At 62.3% G+C, this 23,908-nt stretch carries 18 protein-coding genes; 6 read left to right on the forward strand and 12 right to left on the reverse strand.

What is annotated here, in order from left to right:
- Both ACTJKE_RS22180 and tdh read left to right on the forward strand, forming a co-directional pair.
- The coding region (locus ACTJKE_RS22180; RefSeq protein WP_440692412.1) for a glycine C-acetyltransferase at positions 1 to 1,176 on the forward strand (1,176 nt) is incomplete at its 5' end.
- 11 nt (positions 1,177 to 1,187) lie between these two features.
- Positions 1,188 to 2,222, forward strand: coding sequence for an L-threonine 3-dehydrogenase (tdh, locus tag ACTJKE_RS22185; protein ID WP_113737775.1), 1,035 nt, complete (start codon positions 1,188 to 1,190; stop codon positions 2,220 to 2,222).
- A gap of 189 nt (positions 2,223 to 2,411) precedes the next feature.
- Here tdh and ACTJKE_RS22190 read toward each other — a convergent pair whose 3' ends face one another.
- The 3 genes from ACTJKE_RS22190 to ACTJKE_RS22200 form a co-directional block, all read right to left on the reverse strand.
- On the reverse strand, positions 2,412 to 4,211 hold the full coding sequence (locus ACTJKE_RS22190; protein ID WP_058328962.1) for an NAD(P)/FAD-dependent oxidoreductase: 1,800 nt from the start codon (positions 4,209 to 4,211) through the stop codon (positions 2,412 to 2,414).
- A gap of 66 nt (positions 4,212 to 4,277) precedes the next feature.
- Positions 4,278 to 5,351 (reverse strand): 2,3-butanediol dehydrogenase, encoded by a 1,074-nt coding sequence (locus ACTJKE_RS22195; RefSeq protein WP_058328961.1) that lies wholly within the window; start codon positions 5,349 to 5,351, stop codon positions 4,278 to 4,280.
- 163 nt (positions 5,352 to 5,514) lie between these two features.
- Positions 5,515 to 7,386, reverse strand: coding sequence for a sigma-54-dependent Fis family transcriptional regulator (locus tag ACTJKE_RS22200; RefSeq protein WP_440638253.1), 1,872 nt, complete (start codon positions 7,384 to 7,386; stop codon positions 5,515 to 5,517).
- Between the two features lie 363 nt (positions 7,387 to 7,749).
- Between ACTJKE_RS22200 and ACTJKE_RS22205 the strand changes: the two genes are divergently transcribed.
- Positions 7,750 to 9,147: a family 16 glycosylhydrolase gene (locus ACTJKE_RS22205; protein WP_058328960.1), complete on the forward strand. Its 1,398-nt coding sequence runs from the start codon at positions 7,750 to 7,752 to the stop codon at positions 9,145 to 9,147.
- Positions 9,148 to 9,503: 356 nt separating this feature from the next.
- On the opposite strand, the gene ACTJKE_RS22210 is transcribed toward ACTJKE_RS22205, so the two are convergent.
- On the reverse strand, positions 9,504 to 9,929 hold the full coding sequence (locus tag ACTJKE_RS22210; RefSeq protein ID WP_057249391.1) for a hypothetical protein: 426 nt from the start codon (positions 9,927 to 9,929) through the stop codon (positions 9,504 to 9,506).
- Positions 9,930 to 10,308: 379 nt separating this feature from the next.
- On the opposite strand from ACTJKE_RS22210, the gene ACTJKE_RS22215 reads away from it, so the two are divergent.
- Positions 10,309 to 11,622: an alkyl/aryl-sulfatase gene (locus tag ACTJKE_RS22215; RefSeq protein ID WP_058328967.1), complete on the forward strand. Its 1,314-nt coding sequence runs from the start codon at positions 10,309 to 10,311 to the stop codon at positions 11,620 to 11,622.
- Between the two features lie 219 nt (positions 11,623 to 11,841).
- On the opposite strand, the gene ACTJKE_RS22220 is transcribed toward ACTJKE_RS22215, so the two are convergent.
- From ACTJKE_RS22220 to ACTJKE_RS22235, 4 genes are all read right to left on the reverse strand, one after another.
- Entirely contained in the window at positions 11,842 to 13,221 is a 1,380-nt protein-coding gene (locus ACTJKE_RS22220; RefSeq protein ID WP_058328959.1) for an aspartate aminotransferase family protein, read from the reverse strand.
- A gap of 37 nt (positions 13,222 to 13,258) precedes the next feature.
- Positions 13,259 to 14,755, reverse strand: a complete 1,497-nt coding sequence (locus ACTJKE_RS22225) for an NAD-dependent succinate-semialdehyde dehydrogenase (protein ID WP_058328958.1) — start codon at positions 14,753 to 14,755, stop codon at positions 13,259 to 13,261.
- A 176-nt stretch (positions 14,756 to 14,931) separates the two neighbouring features.
- Positions 14,932 to 15,378, reverse strand: a complete 447-nt coding sequence (locus ACTJKE_RS22230; protein ID WP_440692415.1) for an MEKHLA domain-containing protein — start codon at positions 15,376 to 15,378, stop codon at positions 14,932 to 14,934.
- Positions 15,379 to 15,580: 202 nt separating this feature from the next.
- Positions 15,581 to 16,165: a tyrosine phosphatase family protein gene (locus ACTJKE_RS22235; RefSeq protein WP_440692417.1), complete on the reverse strand. Its 585-nt coding sequence runs from the start codon at positions 16,163 to 16,165 to the stop codon at positions 15,581 to 15,583.
- A 618-nt stretch (positions 16,166 to 16,783) separates the two neighbouring features.
- Here ACTJKE_RS22235 and ACTJKE_RS22240 point away from each other — a divergent pair.
- Together ACTJKE_RS22240 and ACTJKE_RS22245 are read left to right on the forward strand one after the other, a co-directional pair.
- On the forward strand, positions 16,784 to 19,351 hold the full coding sequence (locus ACTJKE_RS22240; protein WP_440692419.1) for an SH3 domain-containing protein: 2,568 nt from the start codon (positions 16,784 to 16,786) through the stop codon (positions 19,349 to 19,351).
- A gap of 384 nt (positions 19,352 to 19,735) precedes the next feature.
- On the forward strand, positions 19,736 to 20,161 hold the full coding sequence (locus ACTJKE_RS22245; RefSeq protein ID WP_058328955.1) for a plastocyanin/azurin family copper-binding protein: 426 nt from the start codon (positions 19,736 to 19,738) through the stop codon (positions 20,159 to 20,161).
- 137 nt (positions 20,162 to 20,298) lie between these two features.
- Here the strand turns inward: ACTJKE_RS22245 and ACTJKE_RS22250 are convergent, their stop codons facing one another.
- From ACTJKE_RS22250 to ACTJKE_RS22265, 4 genes are read right to left on the reverse strand one after another with little or no spacing between them, the layout of a single operon-like run.
- Positions 20,299 to 21,105 carry an ABC transporter ATP-binding protein gene (locus ACTJKE_RS22250; RefSeq protein WP_058328954.1) on the reverse strand — a complete coding sequence of 269 codons (807 nt, stop codon included), beginning with the start codon at positions 21,103 to 21,105 and terminating at the stop codon, positions 20,299 to 20,301.
- Positions 21,102 to 22,055: an ABC transporter ATP-binding protein gene (locus ACTJKE_RS22255; protein ID WP_058328953.1), complete on the reverse strand. Its 954-nt coding sequence runs from the start codon at positions 22,053 to 22,055 to the stop codon at positions 21,102 to 21,104. Before ACTJKE_RS22255 ends, ACTJKE_RS22250 begins: the two co-directional genes overlap by 4 nt.
- Positions 22,042 to 22,881: an ABC transporter permease gene (locus ACTJKE_RS22260; RefSeq protein WP_058328952.1), complete on the reverse strand. Its 840-nt coding sequence runs from the start codon at positions 22,879 to 22,881 to the stop codon at positions 22,042 to 22,044. The genes ACTJKE_RS22255 and ACTJKE_RS22260 overlap by 14 nt, the downstream gene beginning before the upstream one ends.
- Positions 22,878 to 23,900, reverse strand: a complete 1,023-nt coding sequence (locus ACTJKE_RS22265) for an ABC transporter permease (protein WP_440692421.1) — start codon at positions 23,898 to 23,900, stop codon at positions 22,878 to 22,880. Before ACTJKE_RS22265 ends, ACTJKE_RS22260 begins: the two co-directional genes overlap by 4 nt.
- Positions 23,901 to 23,908 lie beyond the last annotated feature (8 nt).

A 23,908-nucleotide genomic window follows, 5' to 3' on the forward strand; every position in this document is an offset into this window, starting at 1 on the left:
TTTCTGTCCCATCTTCGTTCTGAACTCGAGGGCCTGAAGACGGCCGGGCTTTACAAGTCGGAGCGTGTCATCACCTCGAAGCAGGCGGGCGCGATCGAGGTCGCCTCGGGCGACCGCGTGCTCAACTTCTGCGCCAACAACTATCTCGGCCTTGCCGACAACGCGGAACTGACTGAAGCCGGCAAGAAGGCGCTCGACCGTTACGGCTACGGCATGGCCTCGGTGCGCTTCATCTGCGGCACGCAGGAGGAGCATAAGCAACTCGAGGCGCGCATCTCGTCGTTTCTCGGCCTGGAAGACACCATCCTCTATTCCTCCTGTTTCGACGCCAATGGCGGCCTGTTCGAAACGCTGCTTGGCGAGGAGGACGCGATCATCTCCGACGCGCTCAACCACGCCTCGATCATCGACGGCGTGCGCCTCTCCAAGGCCAAACGCTTCCGCTACGCCAACAACGACATGGCGGCGCTGGAGGAGGAGCTGAAGAAGGCGGAGGGCAGTCGCTTCAAGCTGATCGCCACCGACGGCGTGTTCTCGATGGACGGCATCATCGCCAACCTGCAAGGCGTCTGCGACCTCGCCGACAAATACGGCGCCATGGTCATGGTCGACGACAGCCATGCGGTCGGCTTCGTCGGCAAAAATGGCCGCGGCTCGGCCGAACATTGCGGCGTCGAGGGCCGCATCGACATCATCACCGGCACGCTCGGCAAGGCGCTCGGTGGTGCCTCGGGCGGTTATACCTCGGCCAGGGCCGAGGTCGTCGAGTGGCTGCGGCAGCGCTCGCGGCCCTATCTGTTTTCCAACACGCTGGCGCCGGTCATTGCCGCCGCCTCGCTCACGGTCTTCGACCTGATCGAGAACGGCGATGCACTGCGGCAGCGGCTCTATGCCAATGCCACCCTGTTCCGCACCGAGATGTCGAAACTCGGCTTCACGCTCGCCGGCGAAGGGCACCCGATCATCCCGGTCATGCTCGGCGATGCGGCGCTCGCCCAGGAGATGGCGGCGCGCATGCTGCAGAAGGGCGTCTATGTCATCGGCTTTTCGTTCCCGGTGGTGCCGAAGGGCCAGGCGCGCATCCGCACGCAGATGTCGGCGGCCCACAGCGAGAACGACGTACGCCGGGCGATCGCCGCCTTCGAAGCGGTCGGCCGCGAGCTTGGCGTGATCTGAGGGAGAGACTGATGACGAACATGATGAAGGCGCTGGTGAAATCGAAGCCGGAAGAAGGCCTCTGGATGGAGCGGGTGCCGGTGCCGGAGATCGGCCCGAACGACGTGCTGATCAAGGTGAAGAAATCGGCGATCTGCGGCACCGACGTGCATATCTGGAACTGGGACCAGTGGGCGCAGAAGACCATTCCGGTGCCGATGGTCGTCGGCCACGAGTTCATGGGCGAGATCGCCGAGGTCGGCTCGGCCGTCACCAAGTATCATGTCGGCGAGCGGGTGTCGGGCGAGGGCCATATCGTCTGCGGCAAATGCCGCAACTGCCGCGCCGGCCGTGGGCATCTGTGCCGCAACACGCTCGGCGTCGGCGTCAACCGCCCGGGCTCCTTCGGCGAGTTCGTCTGCCTGCCGGAATACAACGTCGTGCCGATCCCTGAGGACGTGCCCGACGAGATCGCGGCGATCTTCGATCCGTTCGGCAATGCCGTGCACACCGCCCTTTCCTTCGATCTCGTCGGCGAGGACGTGCTCGTCACCGGCGCCGGGCCGATCGGTATCATGGGCGCGCTGGTTGCCAAGCGCTCGGGCGCGCGCAAGGTGGTGATCACCGACATCAACCCGACGCGGCTGGCGCTCGCCAAGAGCGTCGGCATCGACTACGTCGTCGACGCCTCGAAGCAAAACCTCGCCGACGTGATGAAGGCGATCGGCATGACCGAGGGCTTTGATGTCGGGCTGGAGATGTCGGGGGCGGCACCGGCCTTCCGCGACATGATCGACAAGATGAACAATGGCGGCAAGATCGCCATCCTCGGCATTGCGCCGGCCGGCTTCGAGATCGACTGGAACAAGGTGATCTTCAAGATGCTCAACCTCAAGGGCATCTACGGCCGCGAGATGTTCGAGACCTGGTACAAGATGATCGCCTTCGTGCAAGGCGGCCTCGATCTTTCTCCCGTCATCACCCACCGCATCAGGATCGACGAATTCCGCGACGGCTTCGAGGCCATGCGCTCCGGCAATTCCGGCAAGGTGGTGATGGACTGGTAAGGCGACGGGAGAGCTCCGCGCGATTTGCGTGGTCTCTGGAGCGATCATAGATAAGCGTTTGCCAGAGTCTTCGCTCGCGGCGGGTATCATCCGCGCTTCGGAGGGCGCTCGAGATCTCCCAAAGCTAGCCTGATCTTCTCGCGAAGGCGGGAGAGGGCGAGCAGTCCGCCCTCTCGTCGTTCACTTCCGTCAGCGTTTGTGATGAACGCTCTGCAGGCCATAGACCGGTGTCTGGATGCCCTCCAATCGTGCCTTCAGTTGCAGCGAGAGATACTGCGAGTAATGGCGCGACTGATGCAGGTTGCCGCCGTGGAACCACAGCGCCTCCTGTTGCGTCGGCTTCCACATGTTGCGCTGCTCGCCCTCCCAGGGGCCGGGGTCCTTTGGCGTATCGGAGCCGAGCCCCCAGACCTTGCCGACCCTGTCGGCGGTCTCCTGATCGATGAGGTCTGCGACCCAGCCGTTCATCGAGCCGTAGCCCGTCGCATAGACGATGACGTCGGCCGGGATTTCCTTGCCGTCAGACAGTTTTACGGAGGTCTCGGTGATCTCTTCCACCTGTCCCGCGGCAAGCTTCACCTTGCCATCGATGATCAGCTGTGAAGCGCCGATATCGATGTAGTAGCCAGATCCGCGGCGCAGGTACTTCATGAAAAGACCCGAGCCATCCGCCCCCCAATCCAGCTGGAAGCCGGCTTTCTCCAGCGCCGCGTAGAAATCGGCGTCGCGTTCGCGCATCTTGTCGTAAAGCGGGATCTGGAACTCGTGCATGATCCGATAGGGCAGCGAGGCGAAGATGAGGTCCGCCTTGCCCGTCGTCACGCCATTCGCCAGCGCCTGTTCGGAATAGAGCCCGCCGAGGCCAATATCCATTAGCGTGTCGGACTTCACGATATGGGTCGTCGAACGCTGGATCATCGTGACGTCGACGCCCGCTTCGTAAAGTGCGGCGCAGATGTCATGGGCCGAATTGTTCGAGCCGATCACGACGACCTTCTTGCCCCTGTAACCATCCGGCCCCGGGTGCTGCGAGGAATGATGCTGCTCACCCCTAAAGCGCTCGCGGCCCTTGAAATCCGGGATGTTCGCCTTGCCGGACATGCCGGTTGCAAAGACGAGCTGTTTCGGCCGCAGCACCACTTCCTCGCCGTCGCGGTCGACCACGATCGTCCATTGCTTCGTGGCTTCGTCCCATTTGGCCGATTTGGCGGTGGAGCGTGTCCAGTAGTTCAGCTCCATCACCTTCGTATAGAACTCCAGCCAATCGCCGATCTTGTCCTTCGGCGCGAAGACCGGCCAGTTCTTCGGGAAATCGATATAGGGCAGGTGATCATACCAGACGGGGTCATGCAGGCAGAGCGACTTGTAGCGCTTGCGCCAGCTGTCGCCTGGCCGGTCGTTCTTTTCGAGGATGATGGTGGGCACGCCCAGCTGGCGAAGCCGAGCGCCGAGCGCAATGCCGCCCTGTCCGCCGCCGATGATCACGACATAAGGCTGCGTTTCATAACCGAGCGTGCGCTCCTCATGCTCGCGCTCCTCCTTCCAGGTCTTCGCGCCGACATTCTGGCCGTGCTTGGCGCCGAGCGGGCGGGTAAAGCCGGATTTCTCCTCGTGGCCCTTGAGTTCGGCCAGTGCCGTTAGCAATGTCCAGATAAGGCCGTTCTTGATGCGCACGAGGCCATAGCCGCGCCCGGTCGCCGTCTCGAACGAGATCCAGCTTTCGAGCACGCCATCGGCCTCGGTCGCTTCCTCGCCGGCGGCGACGCGCCAATTGCAGGGCTTTGCAAAGGCGAGCTGTGCATCAAGCATGTCGCGCACCTGGTCCCGGCCCTCGACCGTCTTGATATTCCAGGTGAAGGCGACGAGGTCGCGCCAGTAGCATTCCTCGGCGAAGAGGTTGACCGCATCGTCTATGCGGCCGGTTTCGAGCGCGGCACCGAAGGCATCAAGCAGCGCCTGGACGCGGGTGGTGGGGGTCTTCTCGAGCATCGTTTCTCCTCCTGCTCTATGATGAAGATGGGACGGCTCCTCAACCGCCCCGCAACGCGGACCGGCCTAACGCTTGAGGTCGATCAGAATTTTCAAATGGGTGCCGGCGGGATCGAGTAGCTTGTCGAACCCTGCCGAAACGGCCTCGCCGAGCGAGACATATTTGGTGACGATCCGCCGCGCCGGAATCTGGCCGCTCGCGATCAGGCGCGCGACACGCGGCCAGTAGTGGGTCGGGTAGGCCCAGGAACCGCGGATATCGATGTCCTTGAAGGTTACGTCGAACCAGTTCAACGGGTTTTCTCCGGGGTGAAGACCGGTCTGTACGACAACACCCTGCTTGCGCACGGCGCTTGCGCAGGCCTTGAGCGCATGTTCGTTGCCGACGCATTCGATGGCGACGTCGCAGCCGACACCGCCCTCGGTCTCGGCCTGGACGACGTCGCTGACCTTTTCCATCTTCGGATTGATCGTGCGGACGTCGCCCAGCGCTTCCTTGGCCAGCGACAGTCGCGTCTCGTTGGGGTCGGAGAGGAAGATCTTCGAAGCGCCGGCGGCCCGCGCAGCCATGGCCACGAGAATGCCGATCGGCCCTGCGCCGGTGACCAGCACGCTGCTGCCGGCGGTGACGCCGCCGCGGTCGCAGGCGTAAACAGCGACTGCGGTGGGCTCGATCAGCGCGGCCTCCTCGTCGGACAGTGCATCGGGAATGGGCTGGACATTGTAGTCGTTGAGAAGGGCTGCTTCCGCCATTCCCCCGGAATGCCAGGAGAGGCCCGCAAGTGCGAGGTTGGCGCTCAGGTGAAACAGACCGCGATCGGCGTAATAGTCGCCACGGCGGGGCATGATCAGCGGTTGGACCGAGACCCGGTCGCCAGGCCTCACATGGCTGACCCCTTCGCCGACTGCCTTCACGATGCCGCCGAATTCATGACCAAGGATCTGTGGTCCATGGGCGCCGGTGAAGGGATGCGGCTCTTTCGGGATGAAGATCGGCCCATAGGCGTATTCATGCAGATCGGTCCCGCAGATACCGCAGAAACGGTTCTCCACCAGCACCTCGCCCGGCCCGGGCTGAGGCGGGGCCTCGACATCGTCAATGCGTAGATCCCTGGCGGCGTGAAAGCGCAGAGCTTTCATTTGTGTTTCCTCCTGTTGTTCTTGCACAGGAGGGGCAGCAAGTGGCATGCCAGATCGCGATGCTGCCTATTTTCTGGGTAATATCAATGGTTTAAAAATCGTCGCAGCCGAAAATCTCGGGGAATGCAACAGTTGCTGCGCAACAGGTGTTGCAGGCGTTGCGTCAGTTGAGACGCTTCAGGCGACGGTGGATGGTCGAGCGGTTGACGCCGAGCTTCCTTGCAAGTGCCGAGATGTTGTCGCCGCAGTCTCGCAGCGCCTGTCTCAATGCATCGTCCTCGCCTGGCAGCGAATGGACCTGGGTGGCGAAGAGATGTTCCGGCAGGCACTCGGTATCGATGAGGCCACCTTCGGAAAGTGCGGCGGCGACCCGCAGGACGTTGGAAAGCTCACGCAGATTTCCCGGCCATTCATGCGCCAGCAAGGCCGCCCGGGCGGCCTTGTCGATGCGGTAGGGCTCGTTGTTCTCCTTCTCGATGCGAGCGAGCAATTGGTCGATCAGCCAGCCGAGATCCTGGCGCTCTCGCAAGGCTGGCAGGCAGAGCGTTGCGGCGTTCAGGCGGTAATAAAGGTCTTCTCGGAAACGGCCTTCCTTCACCAGTTCCGCGAGATCGCGGTGGGAGGCGGAAACCACGCGCAGGCGGATCGGGCGCGCCTTCAGCGCGCCGACCGGCTGGACCTCATTTTCCGAGAGCACGCGCAACAGCCGGCTTTGCAGCGAAAGCGGCATGTCGCCGATCTCGTCGAGGAACAGGGTGCCGCCGTCGGCATCCTCGATCAGGCCGCGCTTGCCCTTCTGGCTGGCGCCAGTGAACGCGCCGGGAGCGTAGCCGAAGAGTTCGGACTCGATGAGATGCTCCGGGATTGCCGCGCAATTGACCGCGACGAAGTTGCCATTGCCGCCGCAACTGTCATGGATCGCGCGCGCAAGATATTCCTTGCCGCTGCCTGTTTCCCCTTGAATGAGAATAGAGATGTTGCGGGTCGCAAGTTTCGCCGCGCGGGTCTGCACCCGTTCCATTGCGGCGTCGCCGCGACTGAGATCGCGCAAAGCCCGTGGGAGGCGCGGTTCCGCGCCGGCAGGCGTGCGAAGGCTGACGACGGGCGCGATGGCGCTAGCGAAAAGGACAAGACCACTCTTGGCTCGAAGCAGGCGTTCGCCGTTCGGCCGGCCGCGCATGAAATTCGGCAGGTCGTCTACGTCGATATCGAAGATCTCCGAAACCGGAAGGCCAAGGAAATCACGCGTTCTGAGGCCGCGGATGTTCATCGAGCGGGCGAGTGCGCCGAAACCACCATGGGTCATGCCAGTGATACGCCCGCTGCCATCCAGGGCGATGGCGGCGTCCGGGTCGACATCAAGGAATTCCGGCGACCGCGCGAGCCGCAGGACCCAGTCATTGCGGGTACGGGTCATGAGATTGGCGAGCTCGATCCGGCGTGCAGTCGCGGACACCAGATGCAGCGCCAGCTGCTGGCTCGCCTTGGCGGTGGGTGACCGGAGCTGGGAGATGTCGAGCACGGCGGTAAGGTCGCCAAGCGTGTCGAAGACGGGCGCCGCCGTACAGGTCAGTCCGATATGGCTGGCGTCGAAATGATCGTCCTGATGAATGATGACCGGTTCGCCGGAGACAATGCAGGCCCCGACGGCACAGGTTCCTGCTCGGCTCTCCGACCATTCCGAGCCGAGATAGAGCCCCGCCTTGCGCAGCTGGTTGTCGAAAGTCGGGTCGCCCATGAAATCGACGGTGACGCCACGCGCATCGGACAGCAACAAAACATAGTTCTGTTCGGCGACCTGGTTGAACAGCCCTTCAAGGCCGGAGCGGCCGATGCGGATCAGTTCTTCAGCCTGTTCGCGATGCTCGCGCAGCTTCGATCCCGGAACGATATAGGCTTCCTGCGCGATCGTCGGATCCAGCTTGTAATCATTGAGGCAGCGAAGCCAGGATTGGACCACGGGTGCATCGCGCGGGCTCGCAGCGCCCAAGCCAACACGCTCTATCTCACGTATATGCGATAGCGGTGTTGTCATCGATCGGCCTCCCAGGCGGGAAGCTGACACACTCTCGGCGTGTCGACAATCCATATCTATCAATAGGCAAGGCAGCGACCGGTGGGGACTTCCCATGCGGTATCGATCGGAATCCGCGCCATCGTGATGCTGCGGCCTGAGTGCGTTTTCGTTTCTCCATTCTAAGAATCGCGTCGCCGGCGCATAGGCTGCTTTCCGGTGGGCGCCTCGATCCCCACGGGAGCCTGTCGGCGGCCAGCTGCTGCATCACAGTTGAAGAATGCGCAGGGGCAAAAGAGTTGGAGGTGTGGGCGACAGGCCACAGTCAGAGATGCTAGGGGTGCTCACCGGGAAGGGGCACTCTATCAAGCAGGAGACTTCTCGATGAGCAGAACTGCCATGAACGCCCTAGGACAGCCGGTCTATTACAGCGGAAGTTCGACGGCATGGTATTCCGCAAGCGGATCCGGACCGAGCCTTTTCGGCACGCCCGCCAACGATTCCATCTGGGGCGACAGTTCCGTCGACGTAACGATGGTCGGCGGCACGGGCGACGACATCTACTACCTTTATTCATCGACGAACCGGGCCGAAGAGGCCCCCGGCGAAGGCGTAGACACGATCGATACGTGGATGAGCTACACCTTGCCGGAGAATTTCGAGAACCTGACCGTCACCGGCAACGACCGATATGCGTTCGGCAACAGTGCCGACAATATCATCACCGGTGGTTCGGGCAGCCAGACCATCGACGGACGCGCAGGTAACGACGTGCTCATCGGCGCCGGTGGAGCCGATACCTTCGTGTTCGAACATGGCAACGGCAGCGATCTCATCGCCGATTTCAGCTCCAACGACACTGTCCGCCTTGACGGCTATGGGTTCACCTCGTTCGACCAGGTCCTGGCCAATTCTGCCCAGGAGGGGGACGATCTCCGCCTTCATCTCGCCGACGGCGAAAGTGTGGTGTTCGCCGATACGACAACCGACCAATTGCAGGAGAACCAGTTCAAGCTGAGCCTGGACCGGTCCGCCTTCACGCAGACTTTCTCCGATGATTTCGACACGCTTCAACTCCGCAGCGACACAGGCGGTGTCTGGGATGCGAAATACTGGTGGGCGCCGGAAGAGGGGGCAACGCTAACCGAAAACGGCGAGCTGCAATGGTACGTCAATCCGAGTTATGAGCCGACCGCTTCCATCAACCCGTTTTCGGTCGAGGACGGCGTGCTGACGATCACCGCCGAGCGCGCCTCGGAAGAAATCCAGTCCGAGATCAGTGGCTATGATTACACGTCCGGGATGCTGACGACCTATTCGTCCTTCGCCCAGACCTACGGCTACTTCGAGATGCGAGCCGACATGCCGGACGATCAAGGCGCCTGGCCCGCTTTCTGGCTGCTACCCGCCGACGGCTCCTGGCCGCCGGAACTCGACGTCGTCGAAATGCGCGGGCAGGACACCAATACCGTGATCACCACCGCCCATTCCAACGAAAGTGGCGAGCACACCGTGAGCCGAGACGGAGTGCAGGTCGCCGATACCGATGGGTTTCACGACTATGGCGTGCTTTGGACGGAAGATGAGATCGTCTGGTACTTCGACGACACGGAGATCGCCCGCACGGACACGCCCGCGGATATGCACGAGCCGATGTATATGCTCGTCAATCTCGCGGTTGGAGGGATGGCCGACACGCCTAATGACGACTTTGCCGACGGCGCGGAGATGAAGATCGACACCATCGAGGCGTACTCGCTGGACTCCGACTGGGATATCTAAGCGGACGACGAAGGGTGGGCCGCTTCCGGAGCGGCCCACCCTGCCAAACGGCCCTGTCATGACCATGCGCAGCGTCTGTACGGATGGGCTCCAGGATCAATGTGAGCAGCCTTCGTCGGGTTCCGTGGCGAACCGGATGTCACTACTCGCCGCAACGGCCAGGACGCGAGAGACGGCCACATCAGCGCCAGTCTGTGCTTCCGGTTCCTCTATCGTCTTGCAGGGTTTCGAGAAGCAAGCTCATTTCCCCGAGCGCAACGGTTTGGGACATGGCAATGTCCAGAAGCGCGTCTCTGAACCGGCTGCGCTGCGAGGCGTCGCGGCGCTGCAAGCCTTCGAAACGCGCTGGGCAAAGGTCACTCGCTGGGTGCGGCACGATTGCTCACCTCCTGCACCACGTCGGACGAATGGTGAACCTGGCGCGCTTGTCGTAGCAGATAGGAACCCAACTCTGCGGCGGCGGCGATATCGGCGAAGAGCAGGCCCGCCTCAGCCATGGTGCCGTCGTCGAGCGTATCTGTCTCCTTCGGGTCGAAATCATCCAGCAGTTCGAGAAGTGCCGCGATCCTACGCCGTTGCTCGCCGGCCGCGGTCAACAGGCTCCGCTCGATCCGCTCGCGCTCCAGCCTCTCAAGGTCGCGCAGTGCCTCGCCCACGCGGTCACGGCATTCGCAGTCGATGGCGCTGCTCAAGATCGCGCCGTGCATCCGTGCGATCGCACGGCTGATGTCCTCTTTTGTCTGGGCCAATGTCGATGTCATCGCGGGTTCGGCTGCTCGCATTACGTTTGTTCCACGTCCAGAGTTGCGTAGCGGCATCTTTCGGCGCTGCGCAATCACGATCCGGTATTTCGACGTCCAGCCTAAAGGCAAGAGGAACCGGGCTGTTTGAACCAGCGCAAAGAAAGGTAGCTTTCCACTGGCACGCCGCTTGGCCAGGACAGCCGGCCGCGTTTTAGCCCCACGGCCGAAGAGACTTGAGGTCTCCGACGATCACCACGCAGACCCTGGCCGCAAGGAAGGACGGGACTTCCGTCAGTTATTCCCATATCAAGTCCACGGGATGCGTTGCAGTCGCAACCGTAACGACAGACGGCCGGTCGCCGTCATTTCTGAACGTACCATGCAAGGCTCGTGGAGCCGTGAAGTAGGACTAACCTTGATGGTCGCATCAACACTCGGGCAGACGTCGCCCGCGTCTCCAGATGAATTCGCCGGGCGCGAGCAACTGCGTGCGAGTTCCGCAGAATTCCGGAAGGAAGTCATCGAAATAACGGACGGTGTCTTTGCTGCCGTGGGGTATTCGGCGAGCAATGTCACGCTGATCCAGGGGGAGAAAGGCTCCATTATCGTCGACACGTCTGCAAACCCTGTCGACGCAAAGGCGATCGTGGACGCCTTCGGGAATCGCTTCGTACGTCCCGTCCTGGCAATCATCTACACGCACAATCACCCGGACCATTCCGGCGGCGCGAGCGTGTTTGCCGGATCTGACAACCCCGAAATCTACAGCCATCAGACGCTGTTGGAATCTGGTCCTGAGTTCGGAAGAGGACCGCGCGACGGCGGTGATGCCTTCGGCACCAAGCTCGCTGACCATCTGTTCATCAACGCGGGTACGCAGCTCGAATATGGCCGTGTGACCCCGCATACGCGGGAGGGATTCCTGCCGCCGACCCGCACGTTCAGAGGGGAGAGCGAGACCATAGAGCTGGCGGGGGTGCAGATGCAGCTCATCCATACGCCAGGGGAGTCTCCTGAGAACACGGCGATCTGGATCGCCGGGAAGGGAGTGCTGGTCCCCGGCGATGATTTCCTGAAATCATACCCGAACCTCTCGCCGATCCGCGGCCTGAAGCTGAGGCCGCCGGAGAAGTGGATCGCAAGCCTCGACAAAATGCTCGCCTTGGACGCCACCTACATGGTCCAGGGCCACATGCGCCCGATCCTCGGGAAGGACGAGGTCCGCAAGGCTCTCACCGATTACCGCGACGGCATCAAGACCGTCCTCGACCAGACCCTGGCCGGGATCAAACAAGGAAAGACACCCGACGAGCTTGTTCAGGAGGTGAAACTCTCTCCTGAGCTCTCAAAGAGCCCCTACCTGCAAGAATACTATGGCACTGTCGCGTGGGCTGTGCGTGGTATTTACGCCGATTACGTCGGCTGGTTCGATGGAAATGCCACGAATTTGAATCCTCTGCCGCCCGGGGAGCGCGCCCGAAAGATGCTCGAAATGGCAGGAGGCCTAGATAAGGTCATCGCCCGCGCCCGGGAAGCCATTGAGGCCAAGGAGTTTCAATGGGCGGCAGAAATGATCGATCATGTGTTGGCCCTTGACCCTGCGAATATGGCAGCCAAGGAGATCAAGGCCCAGGCGCTGATCGAGTTGGGCGAACGCCAGATCAATGCTAACGCCCGGAACTATTACCTCACCACAGCTCAATACCTGCTGAAGCGAGAGAGGCAGGCGTAGCTGTGTCCGCGCGGGCACGCCATCGTTCTTGAATTCGCTTCAAGGTGAGGACCGGAGGTTTCTTCGGTCCGAGACACCAGAGGCTTCATTGAGCGCGTGGCCGCGGGCCCTTCTGAACTTCGAGCTTATGCCCGGTCGCTTGCGCGGCCGGGCATGCAGGGAATGGAAACGCATGATTGCGCCATTGGGCCTCTTTCATCGTTTCCTGCTCGCCGGGCCTTACTTTGAGCCGAGCACGGATGTGATCGCGTCTGCGGCCGCTTTCACGACGATGTCAGCCTCTTTCTTCGTCAGGCAGAGTGGTGGTGCGAAGCCGAGGATGTCGCCTTGGGGCATGGCGCGGCCGATGACGCCGCGTTCCAGGAGGGCGGCGGCGATCTGCGGGCCGACCTTTTTTGCCGGGTCGAAGAAGGCCCGGTCGTCCTTGTCCTCGACGAACTCGACCGCCGCCATCAATCCGTCGCCACGCACCTCGCCGACATGCTTGTGGTCGGCAAGCGCTTTCGCCAGTTCCGAGCGGAAATAGGCGCCGGTTTTGCCGGCGTTCTCGACAAGGCGCAATTCGTCGATCAGTTCGAGATTGGCAACGCCCGCGGCCGCGCAGATCGGATGGGCGGAATAGGTCCAGCCATGGCCGATCGCGCCCAGCTCGTCAGAGCCCTGCACCAGCACCTGCCACATCTTGTCGGAGACGATCGTGCCGGAAAGGGGCGCATAGGCAGAGGTCAGGCCCTTGGCAATGGTGATGAGGTCGGGCTTCATGCCGTAATGGTCGGAGCCGAACATCGTCCCGAGACGGCCAAAGCCGGTGACCACCTCGTCGGCGACGAGCAGGATCTCGTATTTTTCGAGCACCGCCTGGATCTTCTGCCAGTAGCCCTTCGGCGGTGGTACGATGCCGCCCGTACCGAGGATCGGCTCGCCGATGAAGGCGGCGATCGTCTCCGGTCCTTCGGCCAGGATCATCTCTTCGAGCTTGTCGGCGCAATCTTGCGAGAACTGCTCTTCATCCATCGACCGGTCCGGGCGGCGGAAGAAGTAGGGCGCTTCCGTGTGCAGGATCGGCGCGCGCGGCAGGTCGAAAGCGTTGTGGAAGAGATGCAAGCCGGTCAGCGAGCCCGTCATGACGCCGGACCCATGATAGCCGCGCCAGCGTGAGATGATCTTCTTCTTTTCCGGCCGGCCGAGGATGTTGTTGTAGTACCAGATCAGCTTGATGTTGGTCTCGTTGGCATCCGAACCTGAAAGACCGAAGTAGACACGGCTCATGCCCTGAGGCGCGCGATCGATGATCAACTTGGACAGCCTGATCGAGGCTTCTGTGCCGTGACCGACATAGGCGTGGTAGTAAGCGAGGTTCTTGGCCTGCTCGGCGATCGCGTCGGCGATCTTCTGCCGGCCGTAGCCGACATTGACGCAGTAGAGGCCGGCAAATGCGTCAAGGCTCGTCTTGCCGCTGGTGTCGGTAATGTAGACGCCTTCGCCGCGGCCGATGACTCGGGTCGGCGTCTCGCCGCGCGCATGCATGCCCATATGCGTGGACGGGTGGAAGAAGTGATCACGGTCCCAGGCGGTAAGTTCGTTGCTTCTGTCGAGCATGGTCTTTCCTTTCGCGTATGAAATGTGGCGCGCGCGCTCAGGCGGCCGTGTCGATGCAGAGGTATTTGAGTTCCGTGAAGGCTTCGATGCCGTGGCGGGAGCCTTCGCGGCCGAGGCCCGACTGCTTCCAGCCTCCGAAGGGGATCGGTCCGCCGGTGATCTTCACCCGATTGATGGCGACCATGCCGTACTCAAGCGCCCGTCCGAGACGCATCTGGCGCGCGCCGCTCTCTGTGACGACATAGGCGACGAGGCCATACTCAGTGTCGTTGGCGCGGGCGATCACTTCGTCCTCGTCGTCGAAGGCCGTCACGGCTGCGACCGGACCGAATGTCTCTTCGCGCATGATCAGTGCCTCGTCGGGCGCGTCGGTCAGGAGTGTGGGTTCAAAGAAAAGCGGCCCGGCCGGGTGGCGCCGTCCGCCGACTGCAAGCTTGGCGCCAAGCCGCAGCGCGTCGGCCACCTGCTCCTCAACCTTGGCGATCGCTCGTTCGTGCATCAGCGGGCCGATTTCGCTGTCGCGGTCGAGCCCGGTGCCGACCTTCAAGCGCGCAATCCGCGCAGCAAAGGCCTCCTCAAAAGCCCTGAGGATCGGCCGCTCGACATAGATGCGATTGGCAGCGAGGCAATCCTGGCCAGACGTCGCGAACTTTGCGGCGATCGCGATATCGGCTGCCTTCTCCACGTCGGCATCGGCGAAGACGATCAGCGGCGCGTGACCGCCGAGTTCCATGACCAGCCGCTTCATCGTCCGTGCGCACTGGCCGGCAATCAGCTTGCCGATCTCCGTCGACCCGGTGAAGCTCATGGCGCGGATGCGCGCATCGGCATTCATGCGGCCAACGATGGTGGCGGCATCCCCTGTCACCACGTTGAAGACACCTGAGGGCAGGCCGGCCCGCTCGCCGAGTTCGGCAAGGGCAAGTGCTGAAAGCGGTGTTTCGCTGGAGGGATGCGCAACGACGGTGCAGCCGGCGGCAAGGGCCGCTGCGGCCTTGCGGGTGATCATGGCGGAGGGGAAATTCCACGGCGTCACGATGCCGACGACGCCGAGAGCCTCGCGGCGGACAATCATCTCGGCTCCGGGAAGATGGCTGGTGACGCTTTCGGCGTTGAGGCGCTTTCCTTCCTCGGCATACCACTCGATGAAAGAGGCCGCATAGTCGATCTCGGCACTGGACTCGGCAAGCGGCTTGCCCTGTTCCAGCGTCATCAGCAGCGCAAGATCCTCGCGGGCCTCCAGGATCAGGTCATGCCACTTGCGCAGGATCGCGGAGCGCTGTTGCGGCAGCATGCTGCGCCAGGCGGGCAGCGCGTCGCTCGCGGCCGAGATCGCCTCCCCGGCCTGCTCGGCATCAAGGGCTGTGACCCAGGCGATGGTCGCCGACGAGGCGGGATCCGTCACCTTGAAGCCGGCACCGTCATGGCCGGCGATCCAGCGACCGCCGACATAGGCGAGCTCCCTGAGCAGGTGCGGATCGGCAAGGCGGGCGAGGGCGTCGTGAAAGGTCGTGCGGGCAAATACGGCGGTCATGGCGGCCTCCTCTGGTTGTCTGGAAGAAGTCTGCCAGAGGGAAGGCGACAGATTGTCTATTGCCGGGGTGGGCGGCAGAGACTTTGGCCAAAGGTAGGGGCAACCGTAGACAATCTCTCTATTAGGAGGCGGGAAGCAGCGTCTCGAGCGGTCACAAGATAAGGCGCAAAGCGCTCTTACCGGTGCTTCCAGGTGTGAAAGACGGCGGCCTGGCCGACACAGGCGCCGTCGGTGCGCACAAGCTGCCAGACGGTCGCGTTTTCGATCCAGAACCGGCGTCCGGATTTCGCGATCCGAACGCCGCGATAGTTGTCGATGAAACCTTTGGCGGAGACGCCGTCTAGAAGACGCTGCCTTTCTTCGCGGTCTGGCGCCTCGGCAGAAAGGCGCGACGGCATACCGATGAATTCCTCCCAAGAGTATCCGAAACAGGCCTGGGCCGTCTTGTTCGCGTATATGAAACGGGGATCCTCGGACCGGTCATGTGCGAGCAAGGCGAACGGCGCGGATGCATAAAGCCACCTGCCATCCGCGGAAGGATCACCTAAGCTTCTGCCTGTCAGCTGGCGGAAGCTTGCAATCATCAGTGCGGAAATCTCTTCGACGTCACGCTCGCTCATCATGCCGTTCCCTTTTTGCCGTGCGTCGCCATTGGCCGCATCTTGCAGACATCGGCCATCGTGGAGGCGAGAGTCTGCTGTCGCTGCTGCCAGCCACTTGGATCGCGCGGTGTTCCTGAAGGTGGGCGCTCTGCGAAGAATTCTACAATATCCACGCTGAGCGCCTCTGCCGATGATGCCTCGAGACCGGGTGCGCCTTAGGCGGTCAGTCGTGGATGGCCATCTGCAATTCGGCATCGCGGCCGAGTGTCGTCATCCATTCGGTGAACTCGGGGCGGCTCTTGATCTGCCGACCATAGTGGCGGGCAAGCGCCGCAGTGAGGTCACCCCGGCGACCGAGCTGCTCGTCGGCAAAGCCAATCATCTGGGAATTCGGCCACGCTTGCGGGCGTATGGCGGCAAGGCGGGCAAAGAGGCTTTCGCCGGGCTCATCCGGGTTTGCCTGCGCCATGAGGGTCAGCATGGCTGCCGTCGAGCGCGATACGCCCATATGGCAATGAACCAGTACATGGCTCGCGGCTTCCCGATCCTGCCGTATCAGGAAATCTGTACCGAAGCGAAGAATGGCCTCCACGTGGTCCGGGCGGGGCATCACCCGGTTCGGTGCCGCCGCAATGATATCGTGGAAACGCAGCGTCGTGCGGTGGTGTTCGCCATAGGCGCCGAAAGCTTCCAGTTCCGGGAGTTCCGGATCGACGATCGACAGAACGTGGGTCACGTTTCGGCTGCTCTGCCCCGGAAGCTCCTCGATGCCGCAAACGGTCAGCACCGGAGAAAAGGTCGTTTCCATGTTCACTATCCTTGCATCAGTTTCATGAAGCATCTGCCTCGCATTTGCGCGCGAGCAGGGTAAAAAAGCACGTCGAGCATCATACATCTGGGTGCCGCAGATCGGTACGATGAGGAGTGGATCGACAAGCGGCAGGCGTTGAGAATGACGTTTTCATCGGTGGGAGGCGACGACGAAGCCGCCGGGAGAGATGGAAACTATACGTGCGCCGGCCTTCTTGGCAATCTCGATATTCGAACACAGGATAACTCTTGCGGCCCGAAAAGGAGAGCACGAAAAGCACGCCCTTTCCCGTCAGGCGGGGGTACCGAAACCATCTGCAAGGTTGGACATTCACGATATCGGAAGATGCCGTTCTCCAGCCGCTCCACCAACCGGGGGGCGCCGCGATGGGGTCTGCTCTACGGGCAACAGAGAAGGCATCGTTCAACGCCCGGTTTAATTAGAAGTTGGCCGCATTGCCAGTTGCACTCGTCATCGAATGTGCAATGATTTCCGAATTAAACGACGCCGAATAGCTGCGATCTCGAGACGCCTTTGCGCGACGATCCGTGCCTAGTGCAACTTTCAGCCAACAGGACTTGAACACACCGTACACACCAATGAAGGAATGTGATCATGCGTAGAATTCTTGCCTACCTCACGGTCGCTTCGTTCTTCTCGACCTCTGCATTTGCGGACCCCGCCGTCCTGACGGCAAATGTGAATTTCAGGGTAGGCCCGGGCACTGGATTTGACGCGATACGCGTCATCCCCCAGGGAGAGGAAGTCGATATCAAGGAGTGTGATTCGGAAGCCAGCTGGTGTGCCGTGAGTTATTCCGGCGCAAATGGGTTCGTTGCGGGCAAATATCTCAACCAGTCAGACGCCACCGCGCCTGCCTGGCCAAGGGTGTTCAACACCGACAAGGGCGCGACGATCACGCTCTTTCAGCCGCAGATAACATCCTGGAAGGATTTCAAGGTGCTCGAGGCTCTTGTCGCCACCGAACTCAAATCGGCGGCAGACGCGAAGCCGGTCTACGGGATCATCGGGCTTTCGGCCAAGACCGTCGCTGACGATGCATCTGAAAACGTCACTCTGACGGATGTTCGCACCACGCGGCTCGAGTTCTCTGCGCTCGACCGCCAGCAACTTGCCGATCTCGCGCTCGATATCGGCAAGCTTGTTCCTACCGATCCGATCGTCGTGTCACAGCAGCGACTGGCCGCGAGCCTTGCGGATTTTGAGCGTCTCGCAGACGTTCCGGATATCAAGGCCGACCCGCCGCCGATCTTTGAGAGCGAGGCGCCAGCGATCCTGTTGCAGACGGATGGCAAGGCGGTTACGGCCCCGGTCAAGGGCGTTGAGGGCCTATCGTTCGTGGTCAACACGAATTGGGACCTGTTTAAAGTCGAACAATCAGGCGATTACTATCTGCGAAGCGACAAGAACTGGCTCACCTCGAAGACATTGGAGACCAGCTGGGTTGAGGCAGAAACGGTTCCGGATCTGTTTTCCAAACTGCCGGACATCGAGAACTGGAAAGGGGTAAAGGCCTCCCTTCCGCCAACGCGCTTCAACGAGAACGAGATCCCGAAGGTTTACTATTCGGAGAAGCCAGCGGAGCTCTTGATCTTTGACGGAAAGCCGGTCCTGGAACCGGTGACGGGCACAGGGCTAGATTGGGTTTCCAATACGACCAGCTCGGTCTTTTTCCATAGGGCTAGCAAGAACTGGTACACCCTTCTCTCCGGCAGGTGGTTCTCATCAGCCTCGCTCGAAGGACCCTGGAGTTTTGCCACTCCCGATCTGCCGGAAGATTTCGTGAATCTACCCGACGACGCGCCCTACTCAGCCGTGCGTGCTTCGATCCCCGGCACCTCCGAAAGCGCAATGGCGCGTCTGAGGGCGAGCATTCCGAAGCTTGCGCGGGTTTCGACCGATGGTTCATTGAAGGTGGACGTACGCTACAATGGAGAGCCGAAGTTCGAGCCGATCGAAGGCACGTCCCTGTTTTATGCCGTCAACGCAAACGAGCAGGTCATCAAGGTCGCGGACAAGTATTTCGTCCTCAAGGATGGCATCTGGTTCGTCGGCGATACGCCGACCGGGCCCTTTGCCGTTGCGCGCGCGGTTGCCGATGAGATCTACGGCATTCCATCGTCGTCTCCGGTCTATAACGCCACCTATGTCCGCGTTTACGACACGGAACCGGACGCCGTCTGGTACGGCTACACCCTCGGCTATCTCTATACCTATCTCGCCTGGGACACGGTCGTCTGGGGCTCAGGTTGGTACTATCCACCCTATTGGGACTATTACGATGACGATTGGCCCTATTATCCGCCTCCGATCAGCTATGGGTTTGGCGCCTCATACAACCCGGCCTACGGAACCTTCGGCCGCTATGGCTATGCCTACGGTCCCGAGAGGGGTTTGGCATTTGGCGCGGCTTATAATCCCGTCACCGGGACCCGGTTCCGCGCTGGTGCTGCGGCAGGACCTGGCGGCGAACGGGGCTTCATCTCCGCCTACAATCCAAGGACCGGCAACGCCATGGTCGCGCGCGGCGGGCAGAATGTCTACGGTTCCTGGGGCAGCGTTGCCGTCAAGCACGGCGGAGAATTCGCGCGTATCAGCGGCGGAACAACAGGCAGTGCCGGCGGTCTGCGCTGGCGCAACACGGAAGGCAACAAAGGCTTCATCGTCGGCAGCAAGGGTGGTGACGTCTATGCCGGTCGCGACGGCAGCGTCTATCGTCGCCAGGACGGGCAGTGGCAGAAGCACACGCCGGATGGCTGGCAACCGGTTCAGCGGCCGGACGGAGAGAACCTGCGAGATGCCGGTCAGCGTGCAGCATCCAATCGACCTCAAGCCGCCCAACGTATTCAGAACCGGGTCGAGACAAGGCCCGCACCACGCCGCAACCAGCAGGCTCGTCAGCGGGCGCCGGACCATCTTTCCTTGGATCGCGCCGGACGACAGTTCGGCAACCAGAATGAACTGAGCCGCAACTATGGCCGGCTCTATCAGGAGTCCGGCCGCAACTTCCAAAGCTTTGACCGTGGCGGCGGCTATCGCGGCGGCGGTTTTCAGGGCGGCAGCCGCGGCGGGTTCCACGGTGGTGGCGGTCGGGGCGGTGGGGCGGCCTTCCGTGGTGGTGGCGGCGGTGGAGGACGTGGCGGCGGCGGCCGGGGCCGCTGAACGCGCGGATTGATCTGGCGAAAGCCGCATCGGGAGACTTTTCGCCAAAGCACGGCCGGCGGAGGCCACACCCTGTCCATCGGCTCGTCCGACTGTACTGGAGGAGGCTGCTGATGGCGGCCTCCAACCAAGCGATGGCGTGTCGAGCCGGTTCCGTCCGCAAAACCCTGGCGCCGTCACAATGCAGCTGCAGGACAGCCGATGGACAGGGTGTGTCGCCTAGAACGGCGTCGGGGCCGCACGGCATTGCCGATCGGTTCCGCTCATTGCGCCGAGGCTGAACGCACGATCGCGTCCTGACCAAGGAAGAGCCCACCGGTCAGCAAGGTCTCGCGTCATGGCGCAAATCGCCGATAAACGGCAGCAAAAAAAGGGAAACTTAAAATGCGGTTCACCCGAAACAAGCTAGCAGTGCTTACTTTCATCTGTCTGACGTCGCCTGCATTTGCCGGCACAACCGTCAAAGTTGTCGAGAGCGGCGAGGCTGGCGGTTCGATGACCCTCACACTGGATCAATCGACCATCAAGGCCGGCGAGACGACGTTTATGGTCCACAACGACGCAATGACAGAAGAGCACGAGATGGTGTTGATCAAGCTGAAATCGGCCGACCAGAAGATCGATGTCGTCGCGGCCAAGCACCGCGTCAACGAAAAGCAGCTGAAAAGCCTTGGCGAGGTGTCCGACCTGAAACCGGGTGCCGTTGGCCAGATGAAGGCCAAGCTCACGCCAGGGTCCTATGTACTGCTCTGCAATATCAAGGGACACTTCGAAGCCGGCATGCATGCGATGCTGACGGTCACGAAGTAGCCCGCCTCTGACGCCGAGACGACCAATTGCACCGGCGGTCATCGCATGGCCGCCGGTTGCGCAGTGAGATTGGGCAGTGGCAGTTCAGTCGTTGCCTATGCAGACCACTGAAAACGAAAGCGAGGAGGCGCTTGGCGTCAGCCGGGAGCCAGTTCGTGCTCGACAAGCTTTTCGCGGCGCCCGTAGGAAAGCAGTTCGCGCGTATAGGGATCGGCTGGAGCGCCGATCACCTCTTTCGTTCTGCCGAATTCGATGACGTCGCCGTGCCGCATGACCAGAAGCGCGTCGGAGACATGTGCGACGACCTTCAGATTATGGGTTACGAAGAGCATCGACAGCCCGCGGCTTTCCTTCAGATCCGAAAGGAGATTGAGGATCTGTGCCTGCACCGAGACGTCGAGCGCCGATGTCGGCTCGTCGAGAATGAGGAGGCTCGGCTCCAGCGCCAGTGCGCGGGCGATCGCCACGCGCTGGGCCTGACCACCGGAGAGTTCGCTTGCGCGTCGGTCGAGAAAATCGGCCGGCAGCCCGCAGTCGCAGAGCAGGCCCGCGATCTTCTTCCGCATGGCCGCGTCGTGTCGGCCGCCTTGCGCCAGGATCGGCTCGGCAAGGATATCGGCGATCGTCAATCTCGGGCTCAACGAGAGGAAGGGGTTTTGCAGCACGACGCCGATCTTCTGGCGTTCCCGGCGCAACGCGCTGCCCCGCAGCGCAAGCCAGTCCTGGCCGTCGAGCCGGATCTGCCCGCTTTCCACCGGAAGGAGCCGAAGGATGGCGCGCAGGAGACTTGTCTTGCCAGAGCCGCTTTCGCCGACGATGCCGAGGGTCTCGCCCTTGGCAAGGCGGAAGCTTGCGCCGTTGACTGCGGGTTTTGGGCGCGCCGCGAAGAGACCGGCGCGGTAGCGGATCACGAGATTGTCGATGTCCAGTATCGGCGTGGTCATGCAGCATCCTCCGGCAGGTGGCATAGCCAGCGATGCGCAGCACGGCTGCGCTCCGGCGGTGGCGTGACTGCGCACTCATGGAGCGCCTGGGGACAGCGCGTGGCAAAGGCACAGCCGGCAATTGCCGAGCGCGGCGGCGGGATGGAGCCCTCGATGGCCGCAAGCCGTGCTCCGAGCGGTGCAGCGTCGGGGAGTGCGGCGAGCAGGGCACGGGTGTAGGGGTGCCCGGGATTTTGCAACACGGCATCGACCGGGCCGTTCTCGACGGAGCGGCCTGCGTAGAGCACGGTTGCACGATCGCAGGCCTCGGCGATGACGTCCATGTCGTGGGTGATCATCAAAACGGTGAGGCCGCGCTCGGTCACCAGCTTGCGCAGAAGCGCCAGAACTTGGGCGCCGACCGAGACGTCGAGCGCTGTGGTCGGCTCGTCGGCGATCAGGAAGTCCGCGCCGGTCGCCAGCGCCTGGGCGATGACCACGCGCTGCTGCATGCCGCCGGAAAGCTGGTGCGGATAGCTGCGGAGCACTCTTTCAGGATCAGACAGTCCCGTTGAGGCCAGCAGATCGATCGCCTCCGCGCGCCTCGCCCGATGCGGCAGGTCGCGATGGGCGCGGATCACATCGTCCATCTGCGTGGCGATGCTGAGAACCGGATTGAGGGCGGCGGCAGGATCCTGGGCGATCATGCCGATGCGCCGGCCACGCAGGCGCGCCGCATGCTCGCGAAGATCCTCGCCGTCAAAATGGAACCGGTCGGCAACGATGCGGGCACCCTTCGGAGCCAGGCCAAGTGCCGCCATCCCGGTCATGGTCTTGCCGCAGCCGGATTCGCCGATGACGCCGTGGATCTCGCCGCGCTCGATCTCGAGGCTGACCGCACGCACCGCGTGAACGTCGCCTTCTGATGTCGGGATGCTGACCGACAGGTTGCGGATATCAAGCAGAGGCACGAGCAGTCCCTCCCTTGCGCTCTCGCAGCGCATCGCCGAGCACGCTGAAGGCGAGCGCGATGACGAAGATGGTGAGGCCCGGCATCGCCGAATACCACCAGCGCGCGGGGAAGAACTTTCGACCGGCATCGACCATCTGGCCCCAGTCGGCGGTCGGCGGCAACACGCCCAGGCCAAGGAAGGAGAGGGCAGCCGCGGTAAGAAGTGCCGGCCCGACATCGAGAGCAGCCTGCACGGTCAGCGGCCTGCCTGTCGCCGGCAGGATGTGGCGGAGGATGATGCGCCAATGCGAGACGCCGGAGAGTTGCGCCGCCTCCACATAGGGCTGACCACGCAGCACCAGCACCTCCGCGCGGGCCAGTCGCGCATACCAGGGCCACCAGGTGACAGCGACGGCGATGACGCTGTTCAGAAAGCCCGGTCCGAGGGCGGCGGCCATCAGCACCGCTAGCAATAGTGCAGGGAAGGCAAGGAAGACGTCGGTGCCGCGCATCAGCGCCTCGTCGACCCAACCGCCGAAGTAGCCGGCGGCAAGACCGATCGGCAGGCCGATGAGCAGCGAGAAGGCGACGATTAGCATACCATTCGTCAGCGACACCCGGGTGCCGTAAGCAATGCGGCTCAGAATATCCCGGCCAAGATGGTCTGTACCCAGCCAGTAGTCTGCGGAGGGCGGCGAGAGCTTGGCGACAACATTCGGTCCGCCGGCCCCCTGCACGGGATAAGGCGCGATCCACGGCGCGAAGAGCGCGACGAGCACGAAGAGAAGGACGATGGCAAGGGCGAGGGTGCCAGGCCAGCCGAGGCGTTGGAGGAGCTTTTTCATGACAGCGCCACCCGCGGGTCGACAAGGGCCTGGGTGATATCGATCAGCAGGTTCATCACGACGTAGCAGATGGTGACAACCATGGTGACGGCGGCGATGACCGGAAAGTCCTTGGCGAGGATCGCTTCGGAGACGTAACGGCCGAGACCCGGCCAGGCGAAAATGATCTCGACGAGCACCGCGCCGGTCAGGGCATAGGCAAAGGAGAGACCGATCACTGTCAGCGCCGGCCCCATGGCGTTCGGCAGCGCGTGACCAAATAGGATGCGCGGTTCGGAAAGGCCGAGCGCGCGGGCCGCAACGATATGGCGGCGCTCAAGGATTTCGATCATGGCCGAGCGTGTCAGCCGCATGGCGACGCCTGCAGGATAGGAGGCGAGCGTCAACGCCGGCAGGATCAGATGCGTCAGGGCATCGCCGAATGCGTCGAGGCGGCCGGCGATGAGCGCGTCGATCAAGTTGAAACCGGTCACCATCGGCAGCGGCGCGGAGATCGCGATCTCTCTGGAAAGTCGGCCGGAGAGCGGGAGGATACCAAGCCATTGCGCAAAGATGAGCTGCAGGATCATGGCCAGGAAAAAGGTCGGCATCGCGACGGCCGCGATAGAACCGAAACTGCAGAACCGGTCCGCCCAACCGTCTTGCCGCGCCGCGGCGATGACGCCGAGCGGGATACCGATCAGGAGCGCAAGGCCGGTCGAAAATATGGCAAGCTCCAGGGTGGCCGGAAGATAGGCCCTGAGATCCTCCGCGATGAGGCGTCTGGACTTGTAGGAGATGCCGAAATCGGCGGACGCCATGGCGCCGGTGAAAGTCGCGAAACGGGCCGGAAGAGGCGCGTCGAGATTAAGCTCCTGGCGCGCCTTCTCGATTTGCTCGGCCGTGGGACGCGGGCCCGCATAGAGCGCTGCGGGGTCCGACGGTACGACCTGTGCCACCACGAAGACCAGGAAGGTCACGCCCACCAAAACGAAGGCGGAGAGAAACGTGCGGCGCAGGATGTAGCGTAGAAGTTCCATCAGACCCC

The organism is Ensifer sp. 22521 (assembly GCF_052044795.1).
Lineage (GTDB): Bacteria > Pseudomonadota > Alphaproteobacteria > Rhizobiales > Rhizobiaceae > Ensifer.

Excerpts from the sequence above, each read along its gene's own strand:
- tdh (WP_113737775.1), top strand. The coding sequence starts at position 1,188 with ATGACGAACATGATGAAGGCGCTGGTGAAATCGAAGCCGGAAGAAGGC.
- ACTJKE_RS22245 (WP_058328955.1), top strand. The coding sequence starts at position 19,736 with ATGCGGTTCACCCGAAACAAGCTAGCAGTGCTTACTTTCATCTGTCTG.
- ACTJKE_RS22250 (WP_058328954.1), bottom strand. The coding sequence starts at position 21,105 with ATGACCACGCCGATACTGGACATCGACAATCTCGTGATCCGCTACCGC.
- ACTJKE_RS22205 (WP_058328960.1), top strand. The coding sequence starts at position 7,750 with ATGAGCAGAACTGCCATGAACGCCCTAGGACAGCCGGTCTATTACAGC.
- ACTJKE_RS22210 (WP_057249391.1), bottom strand. The coding sequence starts at position 9,929 with ATGCGAGCAGCCGAACCCGCGATGACATCGACATTGGCCCAGACAAAA.
- ACTJKE_RS22215 (WP_058328967.1), top strand. The coding sequence starts at position 10,309 with ATGGTCGCATCAACACTCGGGCAGACGTCGCCCGCGTCTCCAGATGAA.
- ACTJKE_RS22240 (WP_440692419.1), top strand. The coding sequence starts at position 16,784 with ATGCGTAGAATTCTTGCCTACCTCACGGTCGCTTCGTTCTTCTCGACC.
- ACTJKE_RS22200 (WP_440638253.1), bottom strand. The coding sequence starts at position 7,386 with ATGACAACACCGCTATCGCATATACGTGAGATAGAGCGTGTTGGCTTG.
- ACTJKE_RS22235 (WP_440692417.1), bottom strand. The coding sequence starts at position 16,165 with ATGGAAACGACCTTTTCTCCGGTGCTGACCGTTTGCGGCATCGAGGAG.
- ACTJKE_RS22265 (WP_440692421.1), bottom strand. The coding sequence starts at position 23,900 with ATGGAACTTCTACGCTACATCCTGCGCCGCACGTTTCTCTCCGCCTTC.
- ACTJKE_RS22225 (WP_058328958.1), bottom strand. The coding sequence starts at position 14,755 with ATGACCGCCGTATTTGCCCGCACGACCTTTCACGACGCCCTCGCCCGC.
- ACTJKE_RS22220 (WP_058328959.1), bottom strand. The coding sequence starts at position 13,221 with ATGCTCGACAGAAGCAACGAACTTACCGCCTGGGACCGTGATCACTTC.
- ACTJKE_RS22230 (WP_440692415.1), bottom strand. The coding sequence starts at position 15,378 with ATGATGAGCGAGCGTGACGTCGAAGAGATTTCCGCACTGATGATTGCA.
- ACTJKE_RS22195 (WP_058328961.1), bottom strand. The coding sequence starts at position 5,351 with ATGAAAGCTCTGCGCTTTCACGCCGCCAGGGATCTACGCATTGACGAT.
- ACTJKE_RS22190 (WP_058328962.1), bottom strand. The coding sequence starts at position 4,211 with ATGCTCGAGAAGACCCCCACCACCCGCGTCCAGGCGCTGCTTGATGCC.
- ACTJKE_RS22260 (WP_058328952.1), bottom strand. The coding sequence starts at position 22,881 with ATGAAAAAGCTCCTCCAACGCCTCGGCTGGCCTGGCACCCTCGCCCTT.